Origin of the sequence: Bacillus sp. bc15 (assembly GCF_900142585.1) — a bacterium.
Lineage (GTDB): Bacteria > Bacillota > Bacilli > Bacillales > Bacillaceae_G > Bacillus_A > Bacillus_A cereus.
The window spans coordinates 95691-118938 of sequence record NZ_FRBJ01000011.1 but is presented as its reverse complement, the minus strand read 5'-3'; the positions used below and the strand labels follow the sequence as shown (position 1 = coordinate 118938).

Genomic DNA, 23248 nt, shown 5'->3' with positions numbered 1-23248 from the left:
TAAAGGGGACTAAACAATGATCGGAATACTAGCAGGAATGGGTCCAAAATCAACTGGACCATTCGTCGATACAGTTGTAGCAAGGTGCCAAACAATATACGGAGCAAAGTATGATATGGACTTTCCTCATATGATGATTTACTCGTGCCCAACACCATTTTACATGGATCGCCCTATTGATCACGAAGCGATGAAAAAAGCAATTATTGACGGAGCACAAAAACTTGAAAGTACTGGCGCAAGCTTTATTGCTATGCCGTGTAATACGGCGCATCTTTATTTTGAAGAATTACAGCGTTCGCTTTCTATCCCGATTTTAAATATAGTCGATGAAACGTTACAAGCAATTCCTGAAAATACAAAAAGAGTCGCTCTTCTCGCAACAGAAGCAACTGTTCAAGCTAGGATTTACCAAGATGGGATTGCAAAGCGTAATATAAAATACATTCATCATGAAAAATGGCAGGAAAGCATTAATCAAATTATTACTTGCATTAAATCTGGAGAGATTGAAGAAGCTCGCGAATTGTGGAATGCGCTCGTTTTACAACTGAGAGATGAAGTAGATACTGCAATTATCGCGTGTACCGATTTGAATGTGGTGGCGAATGAGGATTTTGTTGATTCCTCTCAATATCTTGCTGAAGCGGTTGTTGAAATGTATTTATCAAATAAGAAGAAACATTTATAAACGTTGAAAACCCTAAAAACTTTTAACTTTCTTCACAATTCTTTCAAAGTAATCACACTTAATCTCGCTATATTAAATAAGTAGTTATTCATATAGGGAAGGTTAGGGGAACTGAAAGTATGAAACAAAATCGTTCGCTTCATTACATTTTTTGGCGTTGGCATTTTTATGCTGGACTTTTTATTACGCCGCTTCTTATTACTTTGTCACTGAGCGGAATTGGGTATTTATTTCGGGAGGAAGTTGAAGATTTCATCTATAAAGATTTATATTTTGGAAAGAGCGCTCAAACAGAATCTATTTCGATGGCTGATTCTATTTCCTTAACAGAGAAAAAATATCCACATTATAGCGTGGCGAAAATTAGTGAGTTTAATGGGGATTATAATACGAGACTTACGATTGCAAATGAGTATACTGGGCAACAAAAATATGTGTATTTAGATAGTAATAATCAAATTGTTGGGGATCAAAACGCAAGTGAAACGTTTGCCAATATAATGAGGGAATTACATAGTTCTCTTTTAGTTGGTGGCACTGTCGTCAACTATACTGTAGAACTTGCAGCATGCTGGACAATCTTTTTAATTGTAACCGGATTGTACATGAGTATACGCCAATTCAAAAACACACCATCATCCAATAAGCGAGAAAAGGCAAAAAGACGTCATTCTATTATCGGTATTATATTTACAATTCCTCTCTTTCTGCTAATCGCATCTGGATTGCCATGGTCAGGATTTATGGGGAACCAAATTTATAAAATTGCATCTTCTAATGAATCACTCGGATATCCAAAATTGTACATGGCACCGCCTGAATCAAAGGTAAAAGAATTGCCGTGGGCAACAAGAAAAGAAGCTCCTCCTGAATCGAATTCAAATGAACCGAAAGCAATTTCTGTCGATGAATTACAAAAAGGAATTGAAATAAAGAAGCCATATGTTATTTCACTACCAGCTGATCCGAAAGGTGTATTCACTGTTTCGAAATCGAGCGGTTCTGGTATTACAGGGATGCATGTTGCACCAAGTGAAGAGATAACAGCTTACTTTGATCAATATAGCGGGGAACTCATTTCAAAAACGGACTATCGTGATTATGGATTACTTGCACAATGGTTCACTTACGGTATCCCACTTCACGAAGGACATTTATTCGGATGGCCAAATAAAATATTATGCTTACTAACGACATTATCTCTATTACTTCTTATTTATTACGGAGTAAAAATGTGGTTAGCAAGAAAGCCAAAAGGAAAATTAGCAGCACCTCCAAAGCAAAGAGATAAGAAAAGCGTACTCGTTTTCTTTATCATGATGGTTATATTAGGCGCTGTCATGCCTTTATTCGGACTATCTGTTTTAGTTATTTTTGCGATTGAACTTCTCATATATGTATTTTCAAAAATACGATCATAATAAAAAGAAAACCACTCTACATGAGTGGTTTTCTTCATCACTGCGCCAATTTCTTTCGGTACATCTTCCCGTTCCAATAGAAGAATCTTGAAGTGAGGCCTCCGTACTTTACAATGCGCCGTGCCATTTTGTGCATATTCTTTTGTGCTGATACTTTTTGATCTGATAAATAAATACCAAGTAATCCTCGGCTTATAAGACGATGAAACTTCGCATGAGGCAAATCACCAATGCTCTTCTCTGCTTCTTCTACAAAGTGTTTCATACGATCTAATATAGCTTGCTCGTTTTCATAATAACTACAGAAATTCAAATCTCCGCCTATGCGGTCTTCTTCTTGATCGATGAAATAATCAAGTAAGATATGAAGTCCTTGTACGTAAGGAAAGTATCCTTGTCTAATTTTCGCAATATCTTCATCATGTAATTCATCATGAAATGCATATGCTACAAGGCAGAAAATTCCAAGCGTAGAACCGGCACATGCTGAAAATTCAAACCAGCTCATCTCAGGTAAGTTTTCTTTATGTGCTTCAAACCATGTTTTCAGGCGCGGTTCTCTCTCTTCTAACTTCACGTGTTTATGAATTTGTAAATCACAATAATAACAAGCAAGTTCATGGAGAACAGGAGCGATTTTGTCATAGTGCTTCGTTTTCTTTAAAACATCTTGGCACGTTTCAACAAGTTCATCTAAATAACCACCATCATCTTGATCATCACGGTAACGATAATAATTACCGCCACCTTCCACTTCAGGTGATAGTGCCATTAACATTGATTCATGTAGCGCGGCAAAATCATTTGGATCAAGTGATGTACTGCGATCACATAAATTATCTAAATAGTCACTGATTGTTTGATACGCTACGATAAAACGAATACATTCCTCTCGGTGTTCATTTGCTAGCAGCGATAAAATGCCACCACCCTCACAATGAAACGTTTTATGCTCAATACTTGCGATTGCCTGACTATGAAGCTCATCATTCGGAATATGGTAGGCACGCTCTTTCCACATCGCTAGCTCATGGTGTACAACCGGAAACACATCACGGTATACTTTCGCCATGAGCGTTATGGGATTACTCGGTACGTTCACTTCTTCCTTCATCTCCTCTATTAAATGTACAAATAATGATTTATTTGTTTGTTTTTACTATATTATTGACATGTATTTCAGTAAATGACTGAATATAATTCAAAATTTCATCACGCTCATACTCATTTAATAACTCGTGATAACAATTCGGCCATTCTTTAAAAGCCTTATCACCTATTTTAACATTATCAAACCACATGCGGACACGTGTTTTATCTACAAGTTTATCCTCACATGCTTGCATTAGCAAGAGCGGAACGTCTGGAAAATCGTCTATTTTTTTATGAGCAATTTCGATAGACTTAATCAATTCACTATACCAACGTACTGATACTTTGCGCAAGAACAATGAATCATTCTCCATTGCATCTCTCACTTCATGATTCCTTGTTGACATTTCCACCGTAAGATTCGTTGCAAATTGCAATTTTGGAGCCACAACATTTAATATTTTTGAAGCAAATTGAAGCGGAGCAGAGGGTCCAGTCACTACCCCTAAACAAGGCGAACTCAAAATAATACCCTCTACATCTTCTCTCTTCGTTTCTTGCATCATACGAATGACGATAAGACCACCCATACTATGACCGAATAGAAAAATAGGTAACCTATACTTTCTTGCTTCTTTCACCCATAATTTAACTTCCTCTATGTATTCATCAAATGAATCAATATGTCCTCTATTTCTTGAAGTTGTTCCATGTGATGGAAGATCTCCCATCACGACGTGGTAGCCGATGTGATTCCACATTTCCGCAACGGCTTCGTAACGTCCGTGATATTCCATTGCGCCGTGCACGATAACAATGACAGCTTTTGCTTCCTCTGCTTCATAATTCCACATACGGACCTCCTCCATTTCACTCTTTCTCATAATTTGATACACTAAAACTAGTCTCTAGGAAAGGAAGACTTTACATGATATATCCTTACAAAGAAAAAAATCCGAAAATTGCGAGTAGTGCTTTTATCGCTGACTATGTTACGATTACAGGCGACGTTTCCGTTGGCGAGGAATCAAGTATTTGGTTTAATACAGTCATCCGTGGTGATGTGTCACCAACAATAATTGGAGACCGAGTAAATGTACAAGACCAATGTACACTCCACCAAAGCCCTCAATATCCTCTTATTTTAGAAGATGATGTTACAGTTGGGCATCAAGTTATTTTACATAGCTGCCATATTAAAAAGGATGCTTTAATTGGAATGGGATCCATTATATTAGATGGTGCTGAAATTGGTGAAGGAGCTTTTATCGGCGCTGGAAGCCTCGTTTCACAAGGAAAGAAAATTCCACCAAACACGTTAGCTTTCGGTCGTCCCGCGAAAGTCATTCGTGAATTAACAGAAGAAGACCGTAAAGATATGGAGCGTATTCGTACGCAGTATGTTGAAAAAGGTCAATATTATAAATCACTACAAAAATGATTTTACTGCTGCCATAATACTGGCAGCTTTTTTATATAAAAACTAACTTTTTCTTTACAAAACATTATTACTCCCTCAACAAAATCTTATTAAAATAAAAGCTAATATCTCCATATATATGTAAACGAGGGAGGAGAATTTTCATGAAGGTCAGTGGATTATATAAAATAGAATGTTACATTTTTAAAGGAATTAATCGCTACTTTGATCAAAAAACATTAAATATCTTTTTCAGCAATATTACCCATATCGGTGGTGCTACTTTCTCCATTGCACTTACACTTTTCTTTTTAATTTTTGCAAAAGGGACTTTACACCAAGCAGCAATCGCTACTGCTATTTCTTTAGCAATTAGCCATATTCCTGTACAAATATTAAAAAGGTGGTATCCACGAAAACGTCCTTATTTAACAATTCAGGATGCGAAATATCCAGTCCATCCATTAAAAGACCACTCTTTCCCGTCTGGTCATACAACAGCCGTTTTCTCTGTCTTCATTCCATTTATTTGCTATAATCCAAGCTTACTTGCTTTCCTATTACCGTTAGCATTATGCGTCGGTATTTCACGTATTTATTTAGGACTTCACTATCCGTCAGATGTGTTCGTCGGCATGTGCCTTGGCACTTGCTCTGGCATCATCTCTTTTTATCAATTCATCCCACTTTTCACATAAAGGAGTGATATGATGAGAGTCGCCATTTTTACCGATACTTTTACGCCACAAGTTAACGGGGTTGCGAAAACGTTAGAACGATTAACAAGTTACTTTCAGAAAGAACAGATCGCCTATTCTGTTTTCGCCCCTCAGCATACAGCTGAAGATAATTTCGTAGCTAATGTGAACAAGATGAGAAGTATCCCGTTAACAATATTATATCCAGAATGTCGCTTTTCTTTTCCTACTCCGCGTATTAAACGGGAACTTCATTCCTTTAAACCTGACATTATTCACATTGCCACACCTTTCAACATGGGACTTTGTGGACTGTATTACGCCAAAAAGTTAAACATCCCAGTTGTCGGTTCTTATCATACTGATTTCGATGCGTATTTACGCTATTACAAAATTGAATTTCTCTCCAATATGCTTTGGAACTATTTAAAATGGTTTCATAGTCATATGCAAAAAAATTTTGTTCCCTCCTCTGAAACATTACATCAATTAAAAAATAAAGGCTTTCAGGCCCTCTCCATTTGGGGACGTGGTGTAGATTGCACACTCTTTCATCCAGCTTACAATACAGACCTATTCCGAAAAAAATATAATATTACAGCGAAGTACGTTCTTTCCTATGTAGGACGAATTGCTCCTGAAAAAGATATTGATACGTTGCAAAACCTTATCGTTAAAACATCGCATACTCGAAACGACATTCATTGGCTCATCGCAGGAGACGGACCTCTAGCAACAAATTTGCGTGAAGCTGTTCCGCAAACAAATGTCACTTTTACTGGCTATTTACAAAGTGCAGATTTAGCTGAAGCATATGCTTGTTCTAACATAATGGTATTTCCATCAGCTACTGAAACATTCGGAAATGTCGTACTTGAATCACTCGCATGTGGCACACCTGTCATTGGTGCAAATAGTGGCGGGGTTAAAAATATTATTACAGATGGAAAAACGGGAATTCTTTGTCCCCCTAAAAATGAGGATGCATTTCTATCATCCATTTATTCTTTATTGCAAAATAAAGAAAAACTTGAGCAGATGGGAATAGCAGCTTCATCTTTTGCAAAATCAAATAGCTGGGATGAGATCTTTCGCGGCTTACTTAACCAGTATGAAGAAGTCCTTCAGCATACCGCATCAGAGTTACTTGCTTGAACAGAAAAACTCCTTTCAAAAAACGAAGGGAGTTTATTACACACTTGTAAATTTTAGTTGAATGAATGATACATAAGGTGAAATATCATTTATTTCCATATTTATTATAGCAAAAATAAACATAACTAAACAGACTTGTAATAAAAACCCATAAAAATTAATATATGGTTATACAGTGTTTTTGCTGTATAATGATTTTAAGAATTCCCCTTAAAATCAACTTACTCGCATACCTTTATACAGCAATTGTTCCCCAATTCTGTATATCAAAAAACCTTTCATTCATTTGAAAGGTCTTTTTGAGCCTGCACATATTCTTCTTTTGTATTTACATTTATAAACCAATCTGTATTCGCTTGTACATCTTCTCCAGAAACATACTTCACATTACATTGTGATAAAAGCTGCCCCATACTTCTTTTTTCATCTTGAAGCAAAGCATAAATCTTTTCTTTCACTCGGTTATGATACGCTGCAAGTAGCGGCTGTTTTCTTCCATTAATAATAGGTACAACCGCATCATATTCATTGCTCGTTTGCTCCAGTAAAATGGTAAACCATTCATGCGAAACATTTGGCGCATCGCAAGGCATAATAGCGTACCAATCTGCTTCTATGTATTCCATTCCTGATACAATGCCGGCCAGCGGTCCATTCCCTTTATAGTGCGGAATATCTTCTATAACAGGAACTTGTACGAATTGCTCTACTCGCTCTTTTATATCAGAGTGACTGATGACTACAACTTCTTGGAGCGCACTTGTCATCTCTTTCAAAATATGCTCAATAAAAGTACTATTTTTCCAGCTCGCTAAAGCTTTTGGCTCACCGAATCTACTCGACATACCGCCCGCTAATACAATTCCAGCCCACTTACTCATTGGCGATGCAGCTCAAATGTAATATGGCCTAATTCCGGTAAAATTAATTTATTCATCGCAAGACGAACCGCTCCGCTCGACCCTGGCATCGAGAAAACTACTTTGCGTCCAATTGTACCGCCAATTGCTCTACTTAACATTGCGCTGCTTCCGATATCTTCTAAATAACTAATCATGCGGAACAGCTCACCAAACCCGACAATCTCTTTATCTAATAGAGCTGACACTGCTTCAATTGTTACATCACGCTTCGTAATACCAGTACCGCCATTTGTTAATACAACATCTACATCTTCCTTATGATAACCAGCTAACACTGCTTGCTGAATACTTTCTTTATCATCTTTTACAATTTCATAAGAGGTTACTGTATGGCCCGCTTCTTTTAACAATTCATGTAATAGTTGTCCGCTCTTATCCGTTTCTTCCGTACGTGTATCGGAAATCGTAACAATCTTGCAACGCACTTCTTTTGGAGCTTGTTTTTTATGTTCAGTTACACTCATTTTTTATCTTTCCTTTCTTAAAGACTTTTCTTCATTTTATCATACATATCTTTACACAATTATGTATGAAGCCAATCATGCGCCATGATACAATATAAGTATACTAACCCACAAAAAGGAAAGTGCACTTTCTTATACTCCTAGACTACACATCTTTAGTTACTCTTTATATTTTCTACATAATAGAATTCAATTTTAAAACTTGTACTAAAAAATAAATTGGAGGTCTACATAGTATGGAACTTTATAAAAAATTAACAACAACATTCATCCTCTTATTCATCGCTTCCATCACTGTCGGCTTTTCCTTAAAAGGTGCAATTCCATACGCTACATTAGTAAGCATTATATTCGCGACACTATTTTTACTAAGTAGTGCCTTTTGCGCAGGTAAAGTACGTCAAATGAAAGGTTGATCACGTATGTTCCAGAAGAAACCCATCCTTTGTAAATCATGTAAAAAGGAAATACAAACGTATGAAAAGGCATGACTAATACGAAAAAGTATATTGAGCTAGAAGGCGAAGTATATTGCAAATCATGCATTCAAATTGTAAGTAAAACGAAATAAAAAAAGCTTTGCGCTCACCGCGCAAAGCTTTTTTTCATATATTATAGACCAGCTTGCTCTTTTAAAGCTGCAGCTTTGTCTGTACGTTCCCATGAAAGATCTACATCAGTACGTCCGAAGTGGCCGTAAGCTGCTGTTTGTTTGTAAATTGGGCGACGTAAGTCTAGCATTTTAATAATACCAGCTGGGCGAAGATCGAAGTTGTTACGAACTAGTTCTACTAGTACGTCTTCAGATACTTTACCTGTGCCGAATGTATCAACTGAAATTGATACTGGTTGTGCTACACCGATTGCGTATGCAAGTTGTACTTCTGCTTTGTCAGCAAGACCAGCTGCTACGATGTTTTTCGCAACATAACGAGCTGCATATGCTGCAGAACGGTCAACTTTTGTTGCATCTTTACCAGAGAATGCACCACCGCCATGGCGAGCGTATCCACCGTAAGTATCAACGATGATTTTACGTCCTGTTAAACCAGCATCACCTTGTGGTCCACCAATTACGAAGCGGCCAGTTGGATTAATGAAGAATTTCGTTTCTCCATCCATTAATTCTGCTGGTACTACAGCTTTAATTACGTGCTCTTTTAAGTCGCGATCGATTTCTTCCCATGTAACATCTGGGTGATGTTGTGTAGAAATTACGATAGTATCAACACGTACTGGTTTACCATTTTCATCATACTCAACTGTAACTTGCGTTTTTCCATCTGGACGTAAGTATGATAATGTATCATCTTTACGTACTTCAGTTAAACGGCGAGCTAATTTGTGAGCAAGCGAGATTGGAAGTGGCATTAACTCTTGTGTTTCATTACATGCGAAACCAAACATTAAACCTTGGTCTCCTGCACCAATTGCCTCAATCTCAGCGTCAGTCATTTGACCTTCGCGTGCTTCTAGCGCTTGGTCAACACCCATAGCGATGTCAGCAGACTGCTCATCGATAGATGTTAAAACAGCACAAGTTTCTGCATCGAATCCGTATTTTGCGCGTGTGTAACCAATGCCTTGAATTGTTTCACGAACGATTTTTGGAATATCTACGTAAGTAGAAGTCGTAATTTCCCCCGCTACCAATACTAAACCAGTTGTTACAGTTGTTTCACAAGCTACACGTGCATTTGCGTCTTTTGATAAGATCGCATCTAAAATTGAATCAGAAATTTGGTCACAAATTTTATCTGGATGTCCTTCAGTTACAGACTCAGATGTGAACAGATGACGTTTTTTTGTCATGTGGTAAACCTCCCTACAGTAATTGTATATATTGTACGGAACTCATCCTTAATTTGCCACAAACTGCGACATACATTTATTCTCCCACACAAGCATACAGAAAAACCTTTCCTACTTTACATAGAGGAAAGGTTTAATTTGCTACTTGCATACTGCTTTTTGCCCTTCGCTCTTATCGTTCGAGACCTGTAGCCTCGCACAGGTTTTAGCACCTATTCACCTGCATTTATCAATACAAGTGAGGTTGCTGGGCTTCATCGGGCCTGTCCCTCCGCCAGCTCGGGATAAGAGAGTATCCGTCCCAACCTATACTAAAGAAATGATATTCATTTGTCAATTAATATTCACATTTTCCTGAAAGTTTTTCTCAATACGCCTGAAATGAAATATTAATAGGGAAATAATGCATTCACACAAACAAAAAGAAATAAATAGTATACATTATTTATATAATTGTGTTATACTCTTGTTGGGGATTACGAGAAATATTTCATTAAATGAAAAGGATGGTATATAAATATGAGTACTGTGAATGTCCAAATTGGTTTACACGAATTATTGAACGGAAGCAATGCACAGATTCAACTAAGTGTTCCGCAATTAGTGGAAAAAGTATTAATGCGAAATGAAGGGAAATTAACTTCGACTGGTGCCGTTTCTGCTTCAACTGGAAAATATACAGGACGTTCTCCTAAAGATAAATTTATTGTGAAAGAAGCATCGGTTGCTGACAAAATTGCTTGGGGAGCTGTGAACCAACCGATTTCTGAAGAACATTTTAATAAATTATATACTAAAGTTTTAGAATACTTAAAAGAAAAAGAAGAGTTATTCGTCTTCAAAGGATTTGCAGGCGCTGACCGCAATTACCGCCTACCAATTCAAGTTATTAACGAATATGCATGGCACAATTTATTTGTACATCAATTATTCATTCGTCCAACTGAAGAAGAATTAACAACTCATGAATCAGAGTTCACAATTGTTTCTGCACCGAATTTCAAAGCTGATCCAGCTGTTGACGGTACAAACTCTGAAGCATTCATTATGGTTTCATTCGAAAAACGTATCGTACTAATTGGTGGTACAGAATACGCTGGAGAAATGAAAAAATCAATCTTCTCTATTATGAACTTCTTATTACCTGAACAAGATATCCTTTCTATGCATTGCTCTGCAAACGTAGGTGAAGAAGGCGACGTAGCACTATTCTTCGGTTTATCTGGAACAGGTAAAACAACATTATCTGCTGATCCAAACCGTAAATTAATCGGTGATGATGAGCACGGTTGGTCTGATAACGGTGTATTCAATATTGAAGGCGGTTGCTATGCAAAATGTGTAAACCTTTCTCACGAGAAAGAACCACAAATTTTCGATGCAATCAAATTTGGATCTGTTTTAGAAAACGTTATCATTAATGACCAAACGCGTATCGCCGACTACAACGATACTACTTTAACAGAAAATACTCGTGCTGCATACCCTATGCATGCGATCGACAATATCGTACTGCCAAGTGTTGCTGGACACCCAAATACAATTATTTTCTTAACTGCTGATGCATCTGGCGTATTGCCTCCAATCAGTAAGTTATCAAAAGAGCAAGCTATGTATCATTTCTTAAGTGGTTACACTAGTAAACTAGCAGGAACAGAGCGCGGCGTTACATCTCCGCAAGCTACATTCTCAACTTGCTTCGGTTCACCATTCTTACCACTTGATGCATCTCGCTACGCTGAAATGCTTGGTGAAAAAATCGAGAAACACGATGCGAAAGTATTCCTAGTAAACACTGGCTGGACCGGCGGCGAGTACGGAGTTGGTAAACGTATGAACTTAGGTTATACTCGTGCAATGATTCAAGCAGCATTAAGCGGCGAACTTGCAAAAACTGAAACAGCTAAACATGACATCTTCGGTCTTGAAGTTCCACTTCACGTACCAGGTGTACCTGACGAAGTGTTAATGCCTGAACAAACTTGGGCTGATAAAGCTGCTTACAAAGCAAAAGCAATCGAGCTTGCAAATGAATTCAAAGAGAACTTCAAAAAGTTCGAAAGCGTTTCTGAAGATATCATTAACTTAGGCGGTCCAATCGCTTAAATTAAAACTTTCTGTTGGAATAACCCTTTACTCATATGAATAAGTGTCGTGTAACCGTAAAGTTTCGCGTACTCACCGACAAAACCCAATGCGGCTTAACGGTTACACACACTTACATAAAAAAGAAGCTTACGTGAAAACGTAAGCTTCTTTCTATATCTTATATAAAGTGAAATGCTAATCTCTTCATCTGTGATCTAGATTATAAAATTACAGCTTCGAATATATACATTATATCCCTACTCGCTACATCTCTCGGGTTTCACATCGTATGGGGTTAAAAAAGGCCCTGACCGCTTCTATTCGTGGCTGGATCATCTATTCCATCTAAAAAGAAGTCTTTTATCTTTTTATCTCTTTTAGCTCTTTGTTAGTTCTTTCTCATCTTTCATGCTATAGTATCCTAAATTCACAACGATTAAGAAATAACCACCCATAATCCCTACTGCAAATGCCCACATAACCATGTGGTGCTCAATTTCGTACATAATAATAGCACCCAAAATGGCAGCTGCAAAACGGTTAAACATACCGAGTGTCGGTGCTTTCGTCTTCTTTACAATACTATCTCCAAGCTTCTCAATTCTTCTCCCTAGAAGCCAAACGCAATACATACTTACAATAAGCCCAATTCCAGCGCCTAAAAAGTGTGCTGAAAACGGTGTTAACATCCAACCTAGTAACAAAATACCTAGTATATAATACGATTGGATTTTAAATGATCTTAGTGACATACTAATCATGCTGTACCTCTCTTCATTCGTTCTTATCTATCCAACAAAAAATTTCTTTCAAATTCATATTCCTTACATCCATTTCACTCAAATTAAAAACAACATAAACAGTATGTTTATGTTGTTTAAATGTTTTTAGAAAATAATATTATACAAGATTTCAAACATTATATTCTCATATTTTGTGACGGTTTTTCAAACTTTTTTCGTCCATTTATGAAAAAAATGATATCAATCTATGAACATACGGATATGATGTAATAAGCACACAAATAAAGGGGGCGTCTAATGATTTATTTTTTAATGGCTCTCATTCACCTCATTATCCCTGCACTTATCGGACTTTCATTGTATTGGTACACGAAAAACCATAGCATTTTTTACGCTGTCCTCGGTGTTCTTCTTCCAGGTATTATTCTTATTACACTCTTCCGTATTCCATTTTTAAACTTAATTCCACTTATTACTGCTATCTTATTTCTCATCTTCTTACCAAAAATAAAAAAATAGGAAAGCAGATCATAGGTGATCTGTTTTCCTATTTTGATATAGGTTCCCCTGCAATAGAATGAACTTTTACTTTCTCCGATTTCACAAACCATAGACCGACAAAAATGATAATTCCACCGATGATTTGTTGAAACGATACATATTCATTTGCCCAGACAGCTGCAAATAAAACAGCTACAAGCGGCGTTATATACATATATACCATCGTATGTGACGCCCCAATTTTTTGAACACCAACATACCACATTACTAGACCAAATACTGTGACAAAGAAAATAGAATATAGTAAAGCAAATAGTGTCATTCCGTGAGTAATGTGAAATGGCCTGACAAACACATACGGACCACTTAACAATAATAGCGGAATCGCACCCACTAATGCAGACCATGCTGTAACACGTAATGCTGAATATTTTTTAATTAATGGTCCTGCTAAAACAGGATAAAGCCCCCAGCATATGGATGTAATAAGTCCAATTCCATTGCCATAAAAAGAACTAGTAAGTGAATGTCCTGCTACTAAAACTAATGCTGCACCAACAAAAGCAATCATAGAACCGATTAACTTTCGAGAAGAAAAATTTTCTTGTTTCAGAAAAATCGCAAATACAGTTGTAAAAATAGGTGAAATAGAAATGAGTAAAGAGGCATTTGTAGCGGATGTATATTTGACAGTTTCCATAAATAACGTTTGATACAGTACAATACCTACAACGCTAACGATGATTAGTCTAGGTATATCCTTTCGCTCCATATAAACCGACTTTTCAATAAAAAAGGTAAGAAGTAACAGGAGCGGTGCCGCCGCCATCATACGAAGTGCAGTAAATTCAATTGCTGTAAATTCTAAAAATCCATACTTTGCAATCGTATAGTTAATCCCCCAAATAATAACAACACTTAAAATTAATAACTCAATTCCCCATCTTCTCATGCGTATCCCCTCCGCAAAGAAGATTATACAGAAAATTCAATCACATGTACATTTCATTATGTGAAAAAATCTTTTTACTATTGGGACGTTTTGGTAAATGAAATTATATCGGCGATTTTCTGAATATATCGGCGCAACTCCATTTATACCGGCGATTCCCCAAATATATCAGCGCAACTCCATTTATATCGGCGATTTTTTCAATATATCGACAATAATAGCGACTTATAAAATAAAAAAATGTGAGTCCAAAATACATTTTGGACTCACATTTCCTTTACTATACTCGAACGTGTAATTTCATATTTGGATTATAAAACTGGCTTGGGCTCTTCAACTGAAAAGTTCCTCCACCTTCATGCCAATCAACCGTTAACTTATCGTCCATAAATACAAGCTTTGTACGATCAGCGATAAAATTCATTGTGCTTGATTCAATATCCACATCGCGCTCATCTTTTTCTGCTACAGCTACTAAATCGATGATTCCGCTCATGACACAACCGCAACCCTCATTATCATAAAATAACTTTATATATTTCGCTTCGCTTGGAATCGTATCCATAATCTTTTTATATGCTGCTTCTGTTACAGTAACGTACATATGTTAATCTTCATCCTCTCTTCTCTTATCATTCATATATTGTATCACCATTTTTCTTAAAAGTTATATACAGAAAATTAAGACTAATATACAATGTATGTGATAAAGTTTCAGCAATCGAGCTTTTATGAGTAGTTCATGCAGGAGAAAGGATGTTTACTATCTGTGTTCAAACTACAACGATATCCTATGTTATTAGGTCTATTTAGTAGTTTCTTCATTTCTAGCGGAATGCTATTACAGCATGTACTTCCCTATTCTCCTTCTATTGGCTGAATTCTAGGTTTTATTTGTTTCCTATCCGCTTCTTATTTTGCTACGAAGAATACAAACAACTCATAAAGCAAGAATCATCTTAAGGAGGATTATCAAACATGCCAGCCTTAAAAAAAATAGAGCAATCACTCGATCACTTATTTCAAATTGAAAAATACGGAAAAGATAGCGCCTTTAGTCGATTTATCCCAGCCGTATATGATCCTATCAAATTTCCTTGGCAACAATTTTTCGAAGCAAATTTTGTAGATTTATTTAACGGCCTTATGATGCACGGATCTGAAAATGTAAACAAAGTATTTTTAGCTGTATTCCCTACAGATGACGTTCTTGAAACATTCATTTCACAATCCACACCCGGTGATTTACTCTTTATGCACCATCCCCTTGTAATGGAGTGCGGTGATCCAATTGGAAGATCAGGCCGCGGTTTCATACCAATTCCTGAAAAATATTTGCAAGGAATAAAGGAAAAACAACTTTCTATATATACATGTCACGTACCAATGGATTTTCATCAAACACATGGAACGAGTATTTCAATTGCAAAAGCATTAAATGCTACTGTAGTGGACAACTTTGCATATGGAGGTCCAGAACAAGAACCAGTTGGCCTTATTTGTGAAATAGATGAAACATCAACAGAAGCACTCCAAAAACATCTAAAACAACTCTTCCAGATTCCTTACACAGACTTCGAAGGTAAACGACATGATTCCATCAAAAAAATCGCAATTATCGCTGGATGTGGCGATGTTGTATCTTTAATGAAGGAAGCAGAAGAAAAAGGTGCTGAAGCATATATTACAGGAGAAATCCATTGCCATATCGACAATGATTACGGCCGACATAAATACTCGCTCATTATGGATTATGTAAAAGAAACGAATATGTCTCTAATTGGCGTGTCACACTCTGCCTCTGAATATTTAGTAAAAGAGACATTGATGTATGATTGGTTTAAAGAGAATTTTGATGTGGATGTTATTTTGCTTCCGCAGGAGAAATGGTGGCTCTAACACTACTTAATTCTCCTCCCGCTATCTTTTGAAATCTAGACACAAAATACGATCTGCCACACAAAATTATAGAATTCATAATATATATATAGTAGTTCTATTTTAAAAACTAGATTTTGAAAATATAGAAAGGAGAACATATATGTACCCACGTAATTATTTTAGTTGCGACGGCAGGCGCAACAGCGGTTCTAACGGAAACACTGGGCCCACGGGGAACACCGGACCCACGGGGAACACCGGACCCACGGGGAACACCGGACCCACAGGGAACACCGGACCTACTGGGAACACCGGACCTACTGGTAATGCTGGACCTTCCGGAGCGGGTTTCCAAAGTACTACCACCTTCAGTCTAGCAGCGGCTCCCAACTATAAAAAAGGACAAGTTGTCACTTATACGGGCAGCGGCTATGTTGTAAAAAAAGATGCACCTCAAGGGTTTCCTAATATATCTCCAGATTATATCGTATTAGTAGAAAGTGGGCCTACCGGTAGTACCGGACCTTCCGGCATCACTGGCCCTACGGGGAACACCGGACCTACTGGCATTACTGGGCCTACGGGGAACACTGGGCCTACAGGGAACACCGGACCTACTGGCATTACTGGGCCTACGGGGAACACTGGACCTTCCGGCATCACTGGCCCTACGGGGAACACCGGACCTACTGGCATCACTGGCCCTACGGGGAACACCGGGCCTACTGGCATTACTGGGCCTACGGGGAATACCGGACCTACTGGCATCACTGGCCCTACGGGGAACACCGGACCTACTGGCATCACTGGCCCTACGGGGAACACCGGGCCTACTGGCATTACTGGGCCTACGGGGAATACCGGACCTACTGGCATCACTGGCCCTACGGGGAACACCGGGCCTACTGGCATTACTGGACCTACGGGATCTGCCGATAGTGCTTCAGCAAAAAGTATTGTTTTTCAAGGAACAAATGCTGGTTTTCAACGTATAGCGGGTTCTCCTGGAATTGACTCCAATGTTATTCCATATGTCACTGCTGGAGCCGGTAGTATTGTCGGCTTTTCTGCGTCTATAAATATAAATAATTTACCTGCTGCTATTTATACGATTAATATTTGCAGAAATGTCCCAACAAATCTCACAACCCCTTCTTCTAGCTACATCCTATCTACTATTACCTTAACTACTACTGACAAAATTACCGGAACTATGGTATTTTCCATTAAACCAACGGATAGCGGAGCAGGACAAATTCAAGTATTTAATCCTTCTCCGGCAGTAGGTCCCGCTAATGTAACTTGGACTAGCATTACAACTGGAAACCCAGTTGCAAGAGGAGATGCTATATCCCTTTATATTACCCCTGGAATTACTGCAAGTGCTGTATATTCTGTTTTTCTAATTACTAACATATAGCAATTCATTTCATAAAAAAGGACCCGAGATTCGGGTCAACAAATAGAAATATAAATGAACTACAACAAATAACAGACAAAGCCATTATATATTTTTCGTAGTAAAACATCCATTAATTTCTTTTTACACTATCAATATATTATTTTTCGTTATCGTCCTCTTTTTTAGAACGTCTACCTAAGAAGAATACAAGAACTAATAATATAATTAACAGTAGTACTCCGCCGATAATGTAATATAATGTGTAGTCTTTTTTCGCTTCTACCGCTGTATCATTTAACTTATCAGCTGTCTTTCCTTCAATTGTAAATTTCTTCGTCCATTCCCATTTTTGATCGCCATCAGTGGCTTTCACTTCTACTCGGTACGTTCCTGGATCAAATGCTTTGTTTTCCCAGCTAATAGCATAATCAAAGTTTGAGTTTGGCGCCATTCTTAAATTTTCTTTTTTCGCTTCAAATAAAACGTCTCTACCTTTTTCTTTATATACTTTTGCATCAACACTTAAATTTTTTAACATTGCTGGCTTTACGTTTTGTAAATTTGCAGTAACAACGTTACGCCCGTTAATTTGTGTTGGCTTTACTTCGTTTAATTTCATGTCTGGTTTTACTTCAGCATCCGTCTCTTTTAAAACAACACCAATTGCGTATGCATATTTATTTTCAATTTGCACACCTTCATCTTTTTTCTTTGCATTCTCATCTTCTTTTTCTTTAAAGTATAAACCACCTAAAATAACACCATCAAACGACTCACTTGGCATTTCTAGGTTTATATCAACTGTCACTATGCTGTTAGCTGGGACTTTCGTTTCTTTTGGCATTTTAGCAATTTTAGAAAACGGATATTTCAAAGTAGAATCCGTTTTTGGTTCTACTGTACTATAATCTGTAATACCATTGCTATTCGTAATTGCTGTATTAGCAAACGATTCTACCACAACTTCTTTATTCGTATCATTTTTCATTTGGACTTGAATTGTTTGCTTTTGTCCAGGTTGCATTTTCAAATCAAAATACGTTTGATTTTTATCAATTTGATTTTCTGGTATAACTGCTGTCACAGCGAATTTCATTTCAGCTGCATATACTGAAAAAGCGTTTACCATGAAGAATGTAATTAATAGTAAGCTAGTAAATAGTTTTTTTACCATCTCTTATGTAATCCCCTTCATATCCATTTTATAGACAAGAAAGAGACAAGGTTAAAGCCATTCCCTTATCTCTTCTCATTTTCCTCTTTTATCTTAAAATTCCTCTTACTTACATAGGAGCGTCTGTTAGTTCCCAAGTTAGTGAAGTTGTGTATTGTGTTTGTTCTTTTTTCGTTTTACCTGGTACAGATAACTCTACGCTTTGTTTCGCTTCTGTTGCATCTTTACCAAACGTATTTACCCATGTACCCATACCTTGGTTTTCTTTTGCATCGATTAAATCAGATGCTGCACCACTTGGATTTAATGTGATAGATTGTTCTGCTGTTGGTGCGTCGCTACCTGCATTTGATTTCAAAGCTGAATTTTTTAATGTTAATGCCGCACCACCCAACGCTTTATCATCTGCAGTTTTGAATTGACCATTTTGTTTTACTGTTAAATGCCATCCAGCATTTGTACCACGATTATCTGTTACTTGAACGTAGTTCGGCACGTCAATTACAGAACCGTCTACTTTTTTCTTTACTTTATCTAATTCTGCAAAGTAGATTTCGTTATTCCCTGATGCTTTTTGTGTTTTAAAGTTGAAGTTAGATACATAATCAATACTTAGTGGACCATCTGTACCTTTTTTATCTGGATCAACTGGATCTACAGTTTCATCTGGATTCTCTGGATTAACAACATCAATTTTATCTGTATTTTTCTCGAATTTAATGAATGCTTTTGAGTCTAATTTCCCGCCATCTTTCTCAGCTGCAAATGCAGACGTTCCTACTGATACTGATGATAATGTTACCGCTCCAATTAATGCTATTTTTGCTAGTTTCATAGTTTTATACCCCTTTATGATCATTTTTAAAATTCAGTCATTCTTAATTTTCAATCTTGTATAAACTTAGTTTGGTGTATCTTCTAAAGTCCAAGTTAACTCAGCTGAATATTTCGCACCTTTTTCTTTCGCTGTCGTACCTGGTACGAATAAGCTCACACTCTGTTTACCTTGTTCTGTTCCTTTACCGAATGCAGTCGTCCAATCACCCATACCTTTATTCTTTGCGGCAGTAGTAATTTCCACCGCATCTCCACCTGGAGCTAGCGTTACTTTATTTTTAAATGTTGTAGGTGCATATTGTGCATCAGTTACAGAATTTACAGCTGGGTTACTTAAGCTTAAAGCTGCATTTGTTAACTCACTATTACCACTTTTAAATTGTGCATTTTGCTTTACTTTCAATTTCCATCCTGCATTTGTACCACGGTTATCTGTTACAGATACGAAGTTAGGTACTTCAACTGTTTTGCTCCCTTGTTTCACTTTATCCAATTTTGCAAAGTATGTTTGATCATTACCAGAGATAACTTGCTCGCCGAAGTGTAAGTTAGAAACGTAGTTAATACTTAATGGACCTTTTGTTCCTTTTTCATGGTCACCAGGGTTCTCTGGTGTAACTTTTTCATTTGGATTTTCTGGATTGTTTGGATCTGTTGTGCTTGTATCTTCAATAAACGTTACATCGGTTTTTGATTTCATATTTGCTTTCTCTTCCGCAAATGCTGAAGTTCCTACTGCTGCAACTGATGTTAATGATACTGCACCGATTAATGCTAATTTTGCTAGTTTCATATGTACCTTCCCCTTTTCTCTGTTTTCATCTATTTTTTATTTTGAATACACTTGCTTTCCCCTAATTCTTTTGAATACATATAGAGATAAAACAATCGAAAACAATCCTATATATTGTTTGAAGTCCCGTGTCTGGCCTCCTGTTTTCGGTAAATATTTATCTCCATTTTTATTTTTATCAACTGTCTCTTTTTTTGTATTTATCTTTGTCGGATCAGTTGATGTATTTGGTGTATAGCTATTCGAAAATGTAATACCCGCTTTTGAATTCGTACTTGTAGCCGTTACTACATTTGCCATAAGAAACGGCACACATATAACTGTGGAAACGATAATACCAACTATTTTTTTCATTACTCTCTCCTTTCTAAAATTTATATATTTCATATATTTTTAGAGAGGAGCATCGGTTAATGTCCATTCTAGCTGTCCAGCATATTTAGTATTTGCTTTGACATTCGGCCCTGGTTTTACTTGTAAATGAATTCCTTCGTTTTCCTTCCAATTTAGTGAAACCTCCTCGTCGTTTTTAGAAATATACGAGAATGCTTCTATACTAGAGGTACTTAAAGGTGTATCCTTTCCATTTCGTTTGTAAATCAATGCTCCTGTCAATGTGTCATTTTGCGCTGAAGTTAATGGTGTGATTTCCTTTACATATACACTCCATTTTTGCTTTTTAGCACGATCATCGGTTACCTTTAAAGGATTTGAAATCGTCTTCGGTGCGTATGTCGTTGTTTTCGATGGAATTGTTAAATCTCCAAATGTAATTTCTTTTGGTACGTCTACTAACTTTAAAGTCCCATCAACGACAGTAACCGGCACTTGAATCTCCGCTTGTACACCTTGCTTCGTTTCAATTACAACCGTTACAGTATGATTCCCTATTGTTTTGGTATCTGGAATATTGATTAACTTCACTACTGATATTGGTTTATCTACATCCAAATTCGTATCTACAGATAAATCTGTCACAAATTTAGAAATATCCATTTTTGTTAAATCTGTTCCTTGCACTACTTTTTGTGGGACTGGTTTCCCAGTTGGAATACCTTTATACCTTATTTTTGCGATTCCATCTCGATTACTATCTTGTCCATTCTTATCGCCATCTAAATAATTTTTAGCTGACACCGGTATTTCAAGATAACCATCTTTGTAATATTTCATTACATTAGCACCTTTTACAGGAGAACCTGTAATTGTCATTTCATAAATTTTCCCGTTGAATTCTTCTGTTTTTAGCGCATTTACTTTCGCAACCGCAGTGACTTTATTGTTTGTCCTGCTAATATCAAAGAAGCTACTTACATCATCTCCACTCTCCACATCTTGAATGGAAACATCATTCACAGTAAAATCCTTATTCACTTCACTTTCTAATACAAAAGATTTCGCATAGTGAATCTCTTTCGATTGAGCAGGCATATTTTGATATACCTTATAAGAAAGTTGACGGGAATTATCTTCCACAATATCTCCTATTACACTTGGAGCTGGAATTTCAATTTGTGCAATCGCTAATTGGTCGTATGATACATTAACACCTGAAGCATTTAATCTAACTTCTAGCGGTAATTCTGTTAAATTATCAAATGTAATTGTCATATCTGCTTCTGGAGTAGCTACTGGACCTGCTGTTCCAGAAAACTCGATTTTATTATTCCCTTTGTCTTGATACCTAATTGAACTCGTATCATACACGTATAAATTCGTTAAATGACTACCATCATTACGTAACGTTACATTTTTATAACTATTTATCCTTTTGAAATTCCACATTGCCGTTAATGGTACTTTTTTACTTGTTCCGTGTTCATAAAATTCAAAGGAAGCATTATAAGTTTGTCCTGACCTTCCGTTCCCATATAATTGTAAAAAGTTTTTTGCATCACCTTTAGTTATTGGTGTTTTAACATCTACAGATGAAGCTGTCATAGAGTGAATATTAATACGGACATCAATCCATTTCCCTTGATATTCACCAGCTTTTTTTACTAATACGTACTGTTCTCTATTTGAATTTCTAAATGTATATTGACTTTGACCAGTTCTGTCATTGCTACTACCCTTTACCTCATATGTTACTTGTGGGCTCCAAACAAATCTAAAAGCATATTTACCCGAGATAGAAGGCCCTTCACCTGTTCTATTATTTATTACCTTTACATTTGGATATTTAAGAATACTTGTAACAGGACTAGCAGCTAGTAGAGATTGGCTCTTTAATACCTTCTCAGCTTGAATAGCAGGTAATTCCTGATTATTTTCGTTTATCCTATTGCTCTCTTTTAATTCATTTTCCTTTGGTACGAGTTCTTCATTAACCTTTTCTTTCGCTAAAGTCTTCGTTTCTTTTGGAACTTCAGCATTAGTAGAATTTATTTCTTGTTTTTTATTTTCTTCCGATACTTTCACTTTTTCACTTATTTCTTTTTTCATAACTTCCTCTGAAGCCTTTGGATTTTCATCAGAAATGGCTACATTTAAAGCCTCTTTTTTCTCTACAACATGTAGAGAAGGAGATTCAATTTTCTTTTCATTCCCTTCAAACTTCACTATCGGTTCAAATTTGTACTCTCCAGCTTTTTTCATTTGAATGACTACATATACGTCACCGATAAAATTACTTTGTTCATTCTTTTCAATTTTTACAATGTGATCTTCTGTTACTGAAATGTTTTGAATCGCTTTATTGTTTTCGTTCATTTTTTTCGTTTCTGCTTCATTGAACAGCTGTTCATTAGATAATTTCAGCTCGATATTAGCATCTTGTTTATTTGTATTTGTAATCTTTAATACTACATTTTCATCAACTTTTATTTCTTGTTTATCCATATGAACGATAAAACGTCCTTGCTCGTCGTTTGTAACCGCATAAACTTTCGTTGCAGAGTAATCTAGCACACCAACTTGCGTAAATAATATTCCTCCAGCGAGAAGTATACGCCCAAATTTACCTATTTGATTTTGCAATGTACTTCCCTCCCTCACTTCTTATGAACTGAATATTTCGAACATTAAATTTATTATTCAACTAAATTTACAATCATAATGTGTATTCCTAGAAAATAAAAAGCCTGGTTGCCTTTTCGATTTTCATACATCACAACATGTGTGAAAATCCAAACTGCAACCAGACTATCATAGTAATTTTCATTACCTTAGACTCTTAGCTTTGCGACCTATCCTTTCGAA

Annotated in this window: 23 protein-coding genes and 2 riboswitches (1 of these 25 running past the window's edge); of the genes, 10 read left to right on the top strand and 13 right to left on the bottom strand. The window is 36.7% G+C overall.

What is annotated here, in order from left to right:
• Positions 1-16 precede the first annotated feature (16 nt).
• Positions 17-691: an aspartate/glutamate racemase family protein gene (locus tag BUA87_RS25620; RefSeq protein ID WP_000579349.1), complete on the top strand. Its 675-nt coding sequence runs from the start codon at positions 17-19 to the stop codon at positions 689-691.
• Positions 692-810: 119 nt separating this feature from the next.
• Entirely contained in the window at positions 811-2112 is a 1302-nt protein-coding gene (locus tag BUA87_RS25615) for a PepSY-associated TM helix domain-containing protein (RefSeq protein WP_025118654.1), read from the top strand.
• 37 nt (positions 2113-2149) lie between these two features.
• Here the strand turns inward: BUA87_RS25615 and BUA87_RS25610 are convergent, their stop codons facing one another.
• Together BUA87_RS25610 and BUA87_RS25605 are read right to left on the bottom strand one after the other, a co-directional pair.
• Entirely contained in the window at positions 2150-3214 is a 1065-nt protein-coding gene (locus tag BUA87_RS25610; protein ID WP_072941225.1) for a tetraprenyl-beta-curcumene synthase family protein, read from the bottom strand.
• Positions 3215-3254: 40 nt separating this feature from the next.
• Positions 3255-4058, bottom strand: a complete 804-nt coding sequence (locus BUA87_RS25605; protein ID WP_072941221.1) for an alpha/beta hydrolase — start codon at positions 4056-4058, stop codon at positions 3255-3257.
• Positions 4059-4132: 74 nt separating this feature from the next.
• Here BUA87_RS25605 and BUA87_RS25600 point away from each other — a divergent pair, with 74 nt between their 5' ends.
• The 3 genes from BUA87_RS25600 to BUA87_RS25590 all read left to right on the top strand — a co-directional run bounded on the left by BUA87_RS25600 (position 4133) and on the right by BUA87_RS25590 (position 6477).
• A complete protein-coding gene (locus BUA87_RS25600) occupies positions 4133-4645 on the top strand; it encodes a gamma carbonic anhydrase (RefSeq protein ID WP_000640208.1) in 513 nt (170 codons plus the stop codon).
• Between the two features lie 143 nt (positions 4646-4788).
• A complete protein-coding gene (locus tag BUA87_RS25595; RefSeq protein ID WP_000868582.1) occupies positions 4789-5322 on the top strand; it encodes a phosphatase PAP2 family protein in 534 nt (177 codons plus the stop codon).
• 12 nt (positions 5323-5334) lie between these two features.
• Complete coding sequence (locus BUA87_RS25590) at positions 5335-6477, top strand: glycosyltransferase family 4 protein (RefSeq protein ID WP_065229463.1); 1143 nt, start codon at positions 5335-5337, stop codon at positions 6475-6477.
• Positions 6478-6755: 278 nt separating this feature from the next.
• Here the strand turns inward: BUA87_RS25590 and BUA87_RS25585 are convergent, their stop codons facing one another.
• Complete coding sequence (locus BUA87_RS25585; protein ID WP_065229464.1) at positions 6756-7358, bottom strand: molybdenum cofactor guanylyltransferase; 603 nt, start codon at positions 7356-7358, stop codon at positions 6756-6758.
• On the bottom strand, positions 7355-7864 hold the full coding sequence (locus BUA87_RS25580) for a MogA/MoaB family molybdenum cofactor biosynthesis protein (protein ID WP_000117130.1): 510 nt from the start codon (positions 7862-7864) through the stop codon (positions 7355-7357). Before BUA87_RS25580 ends, BUA87_RS25585 begins: the two co-directional genes overlap by 4 nt.
• A gap of 236 nt (positions 7865-8100) precedes the next feature.
• On the opposite strand from BUA87_RS25580, the gene BUA87_RS25575 reads away from it, so the two are divergent.
• Positions 8101-8280, top strand: a complete 180-nt coding sequence (locus BUA87_RS25575) for a hypothetical protein (protein WP_000424799.1) — start codon at positions 8101-8103, stop codon at positions 8278-8280.
• Between the two features lie 196 nt (positions 8281-8476).
• Here BUA87_RS25575 and metK read toward each other — a convergent pair whose 3' ends face one another.
• Entirely contained in the window at positions 8477-9676 is a 1200-nt protein-coding gene (gene metK / locus BUA87_RS25570) for a methionine adenosyltransferase (RefSeq protein WP_000163117.1), read from the bottom strand.
• 169 nt (positions 9677-9845) lie between these two features.
• Positions 9846-9967, bottom strand: a riboswitch (SAM riboswitch).
• A 228-nt stretch (positions 9968-10195) separates the two neighbouring features.
• On the opposite strand from metK, the gene pckA reads away from it, so the two are divergent.
• On the top strand, positions 10196-11782 hold the full coding sequence (pckA, locus tag BUA87_RS25565) for a phosphoenolpyruvate carboxykinase (ATP) (protein ID WP_053563510.1): 1587 nt from the start codon (positions 10196-10198) through the stop codon (positions 11780-11782).
• A gap of 359 nt (positions 11783-12141) precedes the next feature.
• On the opposite strand, the gene BUA87_RS25560 is transcribed toward pckA, so the two are convergent.
• Positions 12142-12525: an ATP synthase subunit I gene (locus BUA87_RS25560; RefSeq protein ID WP_000624926.1), complete on the bottom strand. Its 384-nt coding sequence runs from the start codon at positions 12523-12525 to the stop codon at positions 12142-12144.
• A 279-nt stretch (positions 12526-12804) separates the two neighbouring features.
• Between BUA87_RS25560 and BUA87_RS25555 the strand changes: the two genes are divergently transcribed.
• The gene (locus BUA87_RS25555) at positions 12805-13026 is read left to right on the top strand and encodes a hypothetical protein (RefSeq protein ID WP_000639042.1); all 222 of its coding nucleotides are present in this window, start codon (positions 12805-12807) and stop codon (positions 13024-13026) included.
• A 28-nt stretch (positions 13027-13054) separates the two neighbouring features.
• On the opposite strand, the gene BUA87_RS25550 is transcribed toward BUA87_RS25555, so the two are convergent.
• Together BUA87_RS25550 and BUA87_RS25545 are read right to left on the bottom strand one after the other, a co-directional pair.
• The gene (locus tag BUA87_RS25550) at positions 13055-13960 is read right to left on the bottom strand and encodes a DMT family transporter (protein WP_071713463.1); all 906 of its coding nucleotides are present in this window, start codon (positions 13958-13960) and stop codon (positions 13055-13057) included.
• Positions 13961-14240: 280 nt separating this feature from the next.
• Positions 14241-14564, bottom strand: coding sequence for an iron-sulfur cluster biosynthesis family protein (locus BUA87_RS25545; RefSeq protein ID WP_000289570.1), 324 nt, complete (start codon positions 14562-14564; stop codon positions 14241-14243).
• A 374-nt stretch (positions 14565-14938) separates the two neighbouring features.
• Here BUA87_RS25545 and BUA87_RS25540 point away from each other — a divergent pair, with 374 nt between their 5' ends.
• A complete protein-coding gene (locus BUA87_RS25540; RefSeq protein ID WP_072941217.1) occupies positions 14939-15859 on the top strand; it encodes a Nif3-like dinuclear metal center hexameric protein in 921 nt (306 codons plus the stop codon).
• 142 nt (positions 15860-16001) lie between these two features.
• Positions 16002-17261 carry a collagen-like domain-containing protein gene (locus BUA87_RS25535; protein ID WP_072941214.1) on the top strand — a complete coding sequence of 420 codons (1260 nt, stop codon included), beginning with the start codon at positions 16002-16004 and terminating at the stop codon, positions 17259-17261.
• 139 nt (positions 17262-17400) lie between these two features.
• Here BUA87_RS25535 and BUA87_RS25530 read toward each other — a convergent pair whose 3' ends face one another.
• From BUA87_RS25530 to BUA87_RS25510, 5 genes are all read right to left on the bottom strand, one after another.
• Positions 17401-18417, bottom strand: coding sequence for a WxLIP family cell surface protein (locus BUA87_RS25530; RefSeq protein WP_072941209.1), 1017 nt, complete (start codon positions 18415-18417; stop codon positions 17401-17403).
• Between the two features lie 109 nt (positions 18418-18526).
• Positions 18527-19252 carry a WxL domain-containing protein gene (locus tag BUA87_RS25525; RefSeq protein ID WP_072941206.1) on the bottom strand — a complete coding sequence of 242 codons (726 nt, stop codon included), beginning with the start codon at positions 19250-19252 and terminating at the stop codon, positions 18527-18529.
• Positions 19253-19318: 66 nt separating this feature from the next.
• A complete protein-coding gene (locus tag BUA87_RS25520; protein WP_071713469.1) occupies positions 19319-20047 on the bottom strand; it encodes a WxL domain-containing protein in 729 nt (242 codons plus the stop codon).
• 36 nt (positions 20048-20083) lie between these two features.
• Positions 20084-20401: a hypothetical protein gene (locus BUA87_RS25515; RefSeq protein WP_000724871.1), complete on the bottom strand. Its 318-nt coding sequence runs from the start codon at positions 20399-20401 to the stop codon at positions 20084-20086.
• A gap of 39 nt (positions 20402-20440) precedes the next feature.
• Positions 20441-23026 (bottom strand): WxL domain-containing protein, encoded by a 2586-nt coding sequence (locus BUA87_RS25510; RefSeq protein ID WP_072941202.1) that lies wholly within the window; start codon positions 23024-23026, stop codon positions 20441-20443.
• Between the two features lie 152 nt (positions 23027-23178).
• Positions 23179-23248, bottom strand: a riboswitch (cyclic di-GMP riboswitch) (it continues 14 nt past the right edge of the window).

What these genes read in the sequence shown, in the direction of transcription:
- BUA87_RS25620 (WP_000579349.1), top strand. Translation starts at nt 17, where the DNA reads ATGATCGGAATACTAGCAGGAATGGGTCCAAAATCAACTGGACCATTC.
- BUA87_RS25615 (WP_025118654.1), top strand. Translation starts at nt 811, where the DNA reads ATGAAACAAAATCGTTCGCTTCATTACATTTTTTGGCGTTGGCATTTT.
- BUA87_RS25605 (WP_072941221.1), bottom strand. Translation starts at nt 4,058, where the DNA reads ATGTGGAATTATGAAGCAGAGGAAGCAAAAGCTGTCATTGTTATCGTG.
- BUA87_RS25600 (WP_000640208.1), top strand. Translation starts at nt 4,133, where the DNA reads ATGATATATCCTTACAAAGAAAAAAATCCGAAAATTGCGAGTAGTGCT.
- BUA87_RS25595 (WP_000868582.1), top strand. Translation starts at nt 4,789, where the DNA reads ATGAAGGTCAGTGGATTATATAAAATAGAATGTTACATTTTTAAAGGA.
- BUA87_RS25590 (WP_065229463.1), top strand. Translation starts at nt 5,335, where the DNA reads ATGAGAGTCGCCATTTTTACCGATACTTTTACGCCACAAGTTAACGGG.
- BUA87_RS25585 (WP_065229464.1), bottom strand. Translation starts at nt 7,358, where the DNA reads ATGAGTAAGTGGGCTGGAATTGTATTAGCGGGCGGTATGTCGAGTAGA.
- BUA87_RS25580 (WP_000117130.1), bottom strand. Translation starts at nt 7,864, where the DNA reads ATGAGTGTAACTGAACATAAAAAACAAGCTCCAAAAGAAGTGCGTTGC.
- BUA87_RS25575 (WP_000424799.1), top strand. Translation starts at nt 8,101, where the DNA reads ATGGAACTTTATAAAAAATTAACAACAACATTCATCCTCTTATTCATC.
- metK (WP_000163117.1), bottom strand. Translation starts at nt 9,676, where the DNA reads ATGACAAAAAAACGTCATCTGTTCACATCTGAGTCTGTAACTGAAGGA.
- pckA (WP_053563510.1), top strand. Translation starts at nt 10,196, where the DNA reads ATGAGTACTGTGAATGTCCAAATTGGTTTACACGAATTATTGAACGGA.
- BUA87_RS25560 (WP_000624926.1), bottom strand. Translation starts at nt 12,525, where the DNA reads ATGATTAGTATGTCACTAAGATCATTTAAAATCCAATCGTATTATATA.
- BUA87_RS25555 (WP_000639042.1), top strand. Translation starts at nt 12,805, where the DNA reads ATGATTTATTTTTTAATGGCTCTCATTCACCTCATTATCCCTGCACTT.
- BUA87_RS25550 (WP_071713463.1), bottom strand. Translation starts at nt 13,960, where the DNA reads ATGAGAAGATGGGGAATTGAGTTATTAATTTTAAGTGTTGTTATTATT.
- BUA87_RS25545 (WP_000289570.1), bottom strand. Translation starts at nt 14,564, where the DNA reads ATGTACGTTACTGTAACAGAAGCAGCATATAAAAAGATTATGGATACG.
- BUA87_RS25540 (WP_072941217.1), top strand. Translation starts at nt 14,939, where the DNA reads ATGCCAGCCTTAAAAAAAATAGAGCAATCACTCGATCACTTATTTCAA.
- BUA87_RS25535 (WP_072941214.1), top strand. Translation starts at nt 16,002, where the DNA reads ATGTACCCACGTAATTATTTTAGTTGCGACGGCAGGCGCAACAGCGGT.
- BUA87_RS25530 (WP_072941209.1), bottom strand. Translation starts at nt 18,417, where the DNA reads ATGGTAAAAAAACTATTTACTAGCTTACTATTAATTACATTCTTCATG.
- BUA87_RS25525 (WP_072941206.1), bottom strand. Translation starts at nt 19,252, where the DNA reads ATGAAACTAGCAAAAATAGCATTAATTGGAGCGGTAACATTATCATCA.
- BUA87_RS25520 (WP_071713469.1), bottom strand. Translation starts at nt 20,047, where the DNA reads ATGAAACTAGCAAAATTAGCATTAATCGGTGCAGTATCATTAACATCA.
- BUA87_RS25515 (WP_000724871.1), bottom strand. Translation starts at nt 20,401, where the DNA reads ATGAAAAAAATAGTTGGTATTATCGTTTCCACAGTTATATGTGTGCCG.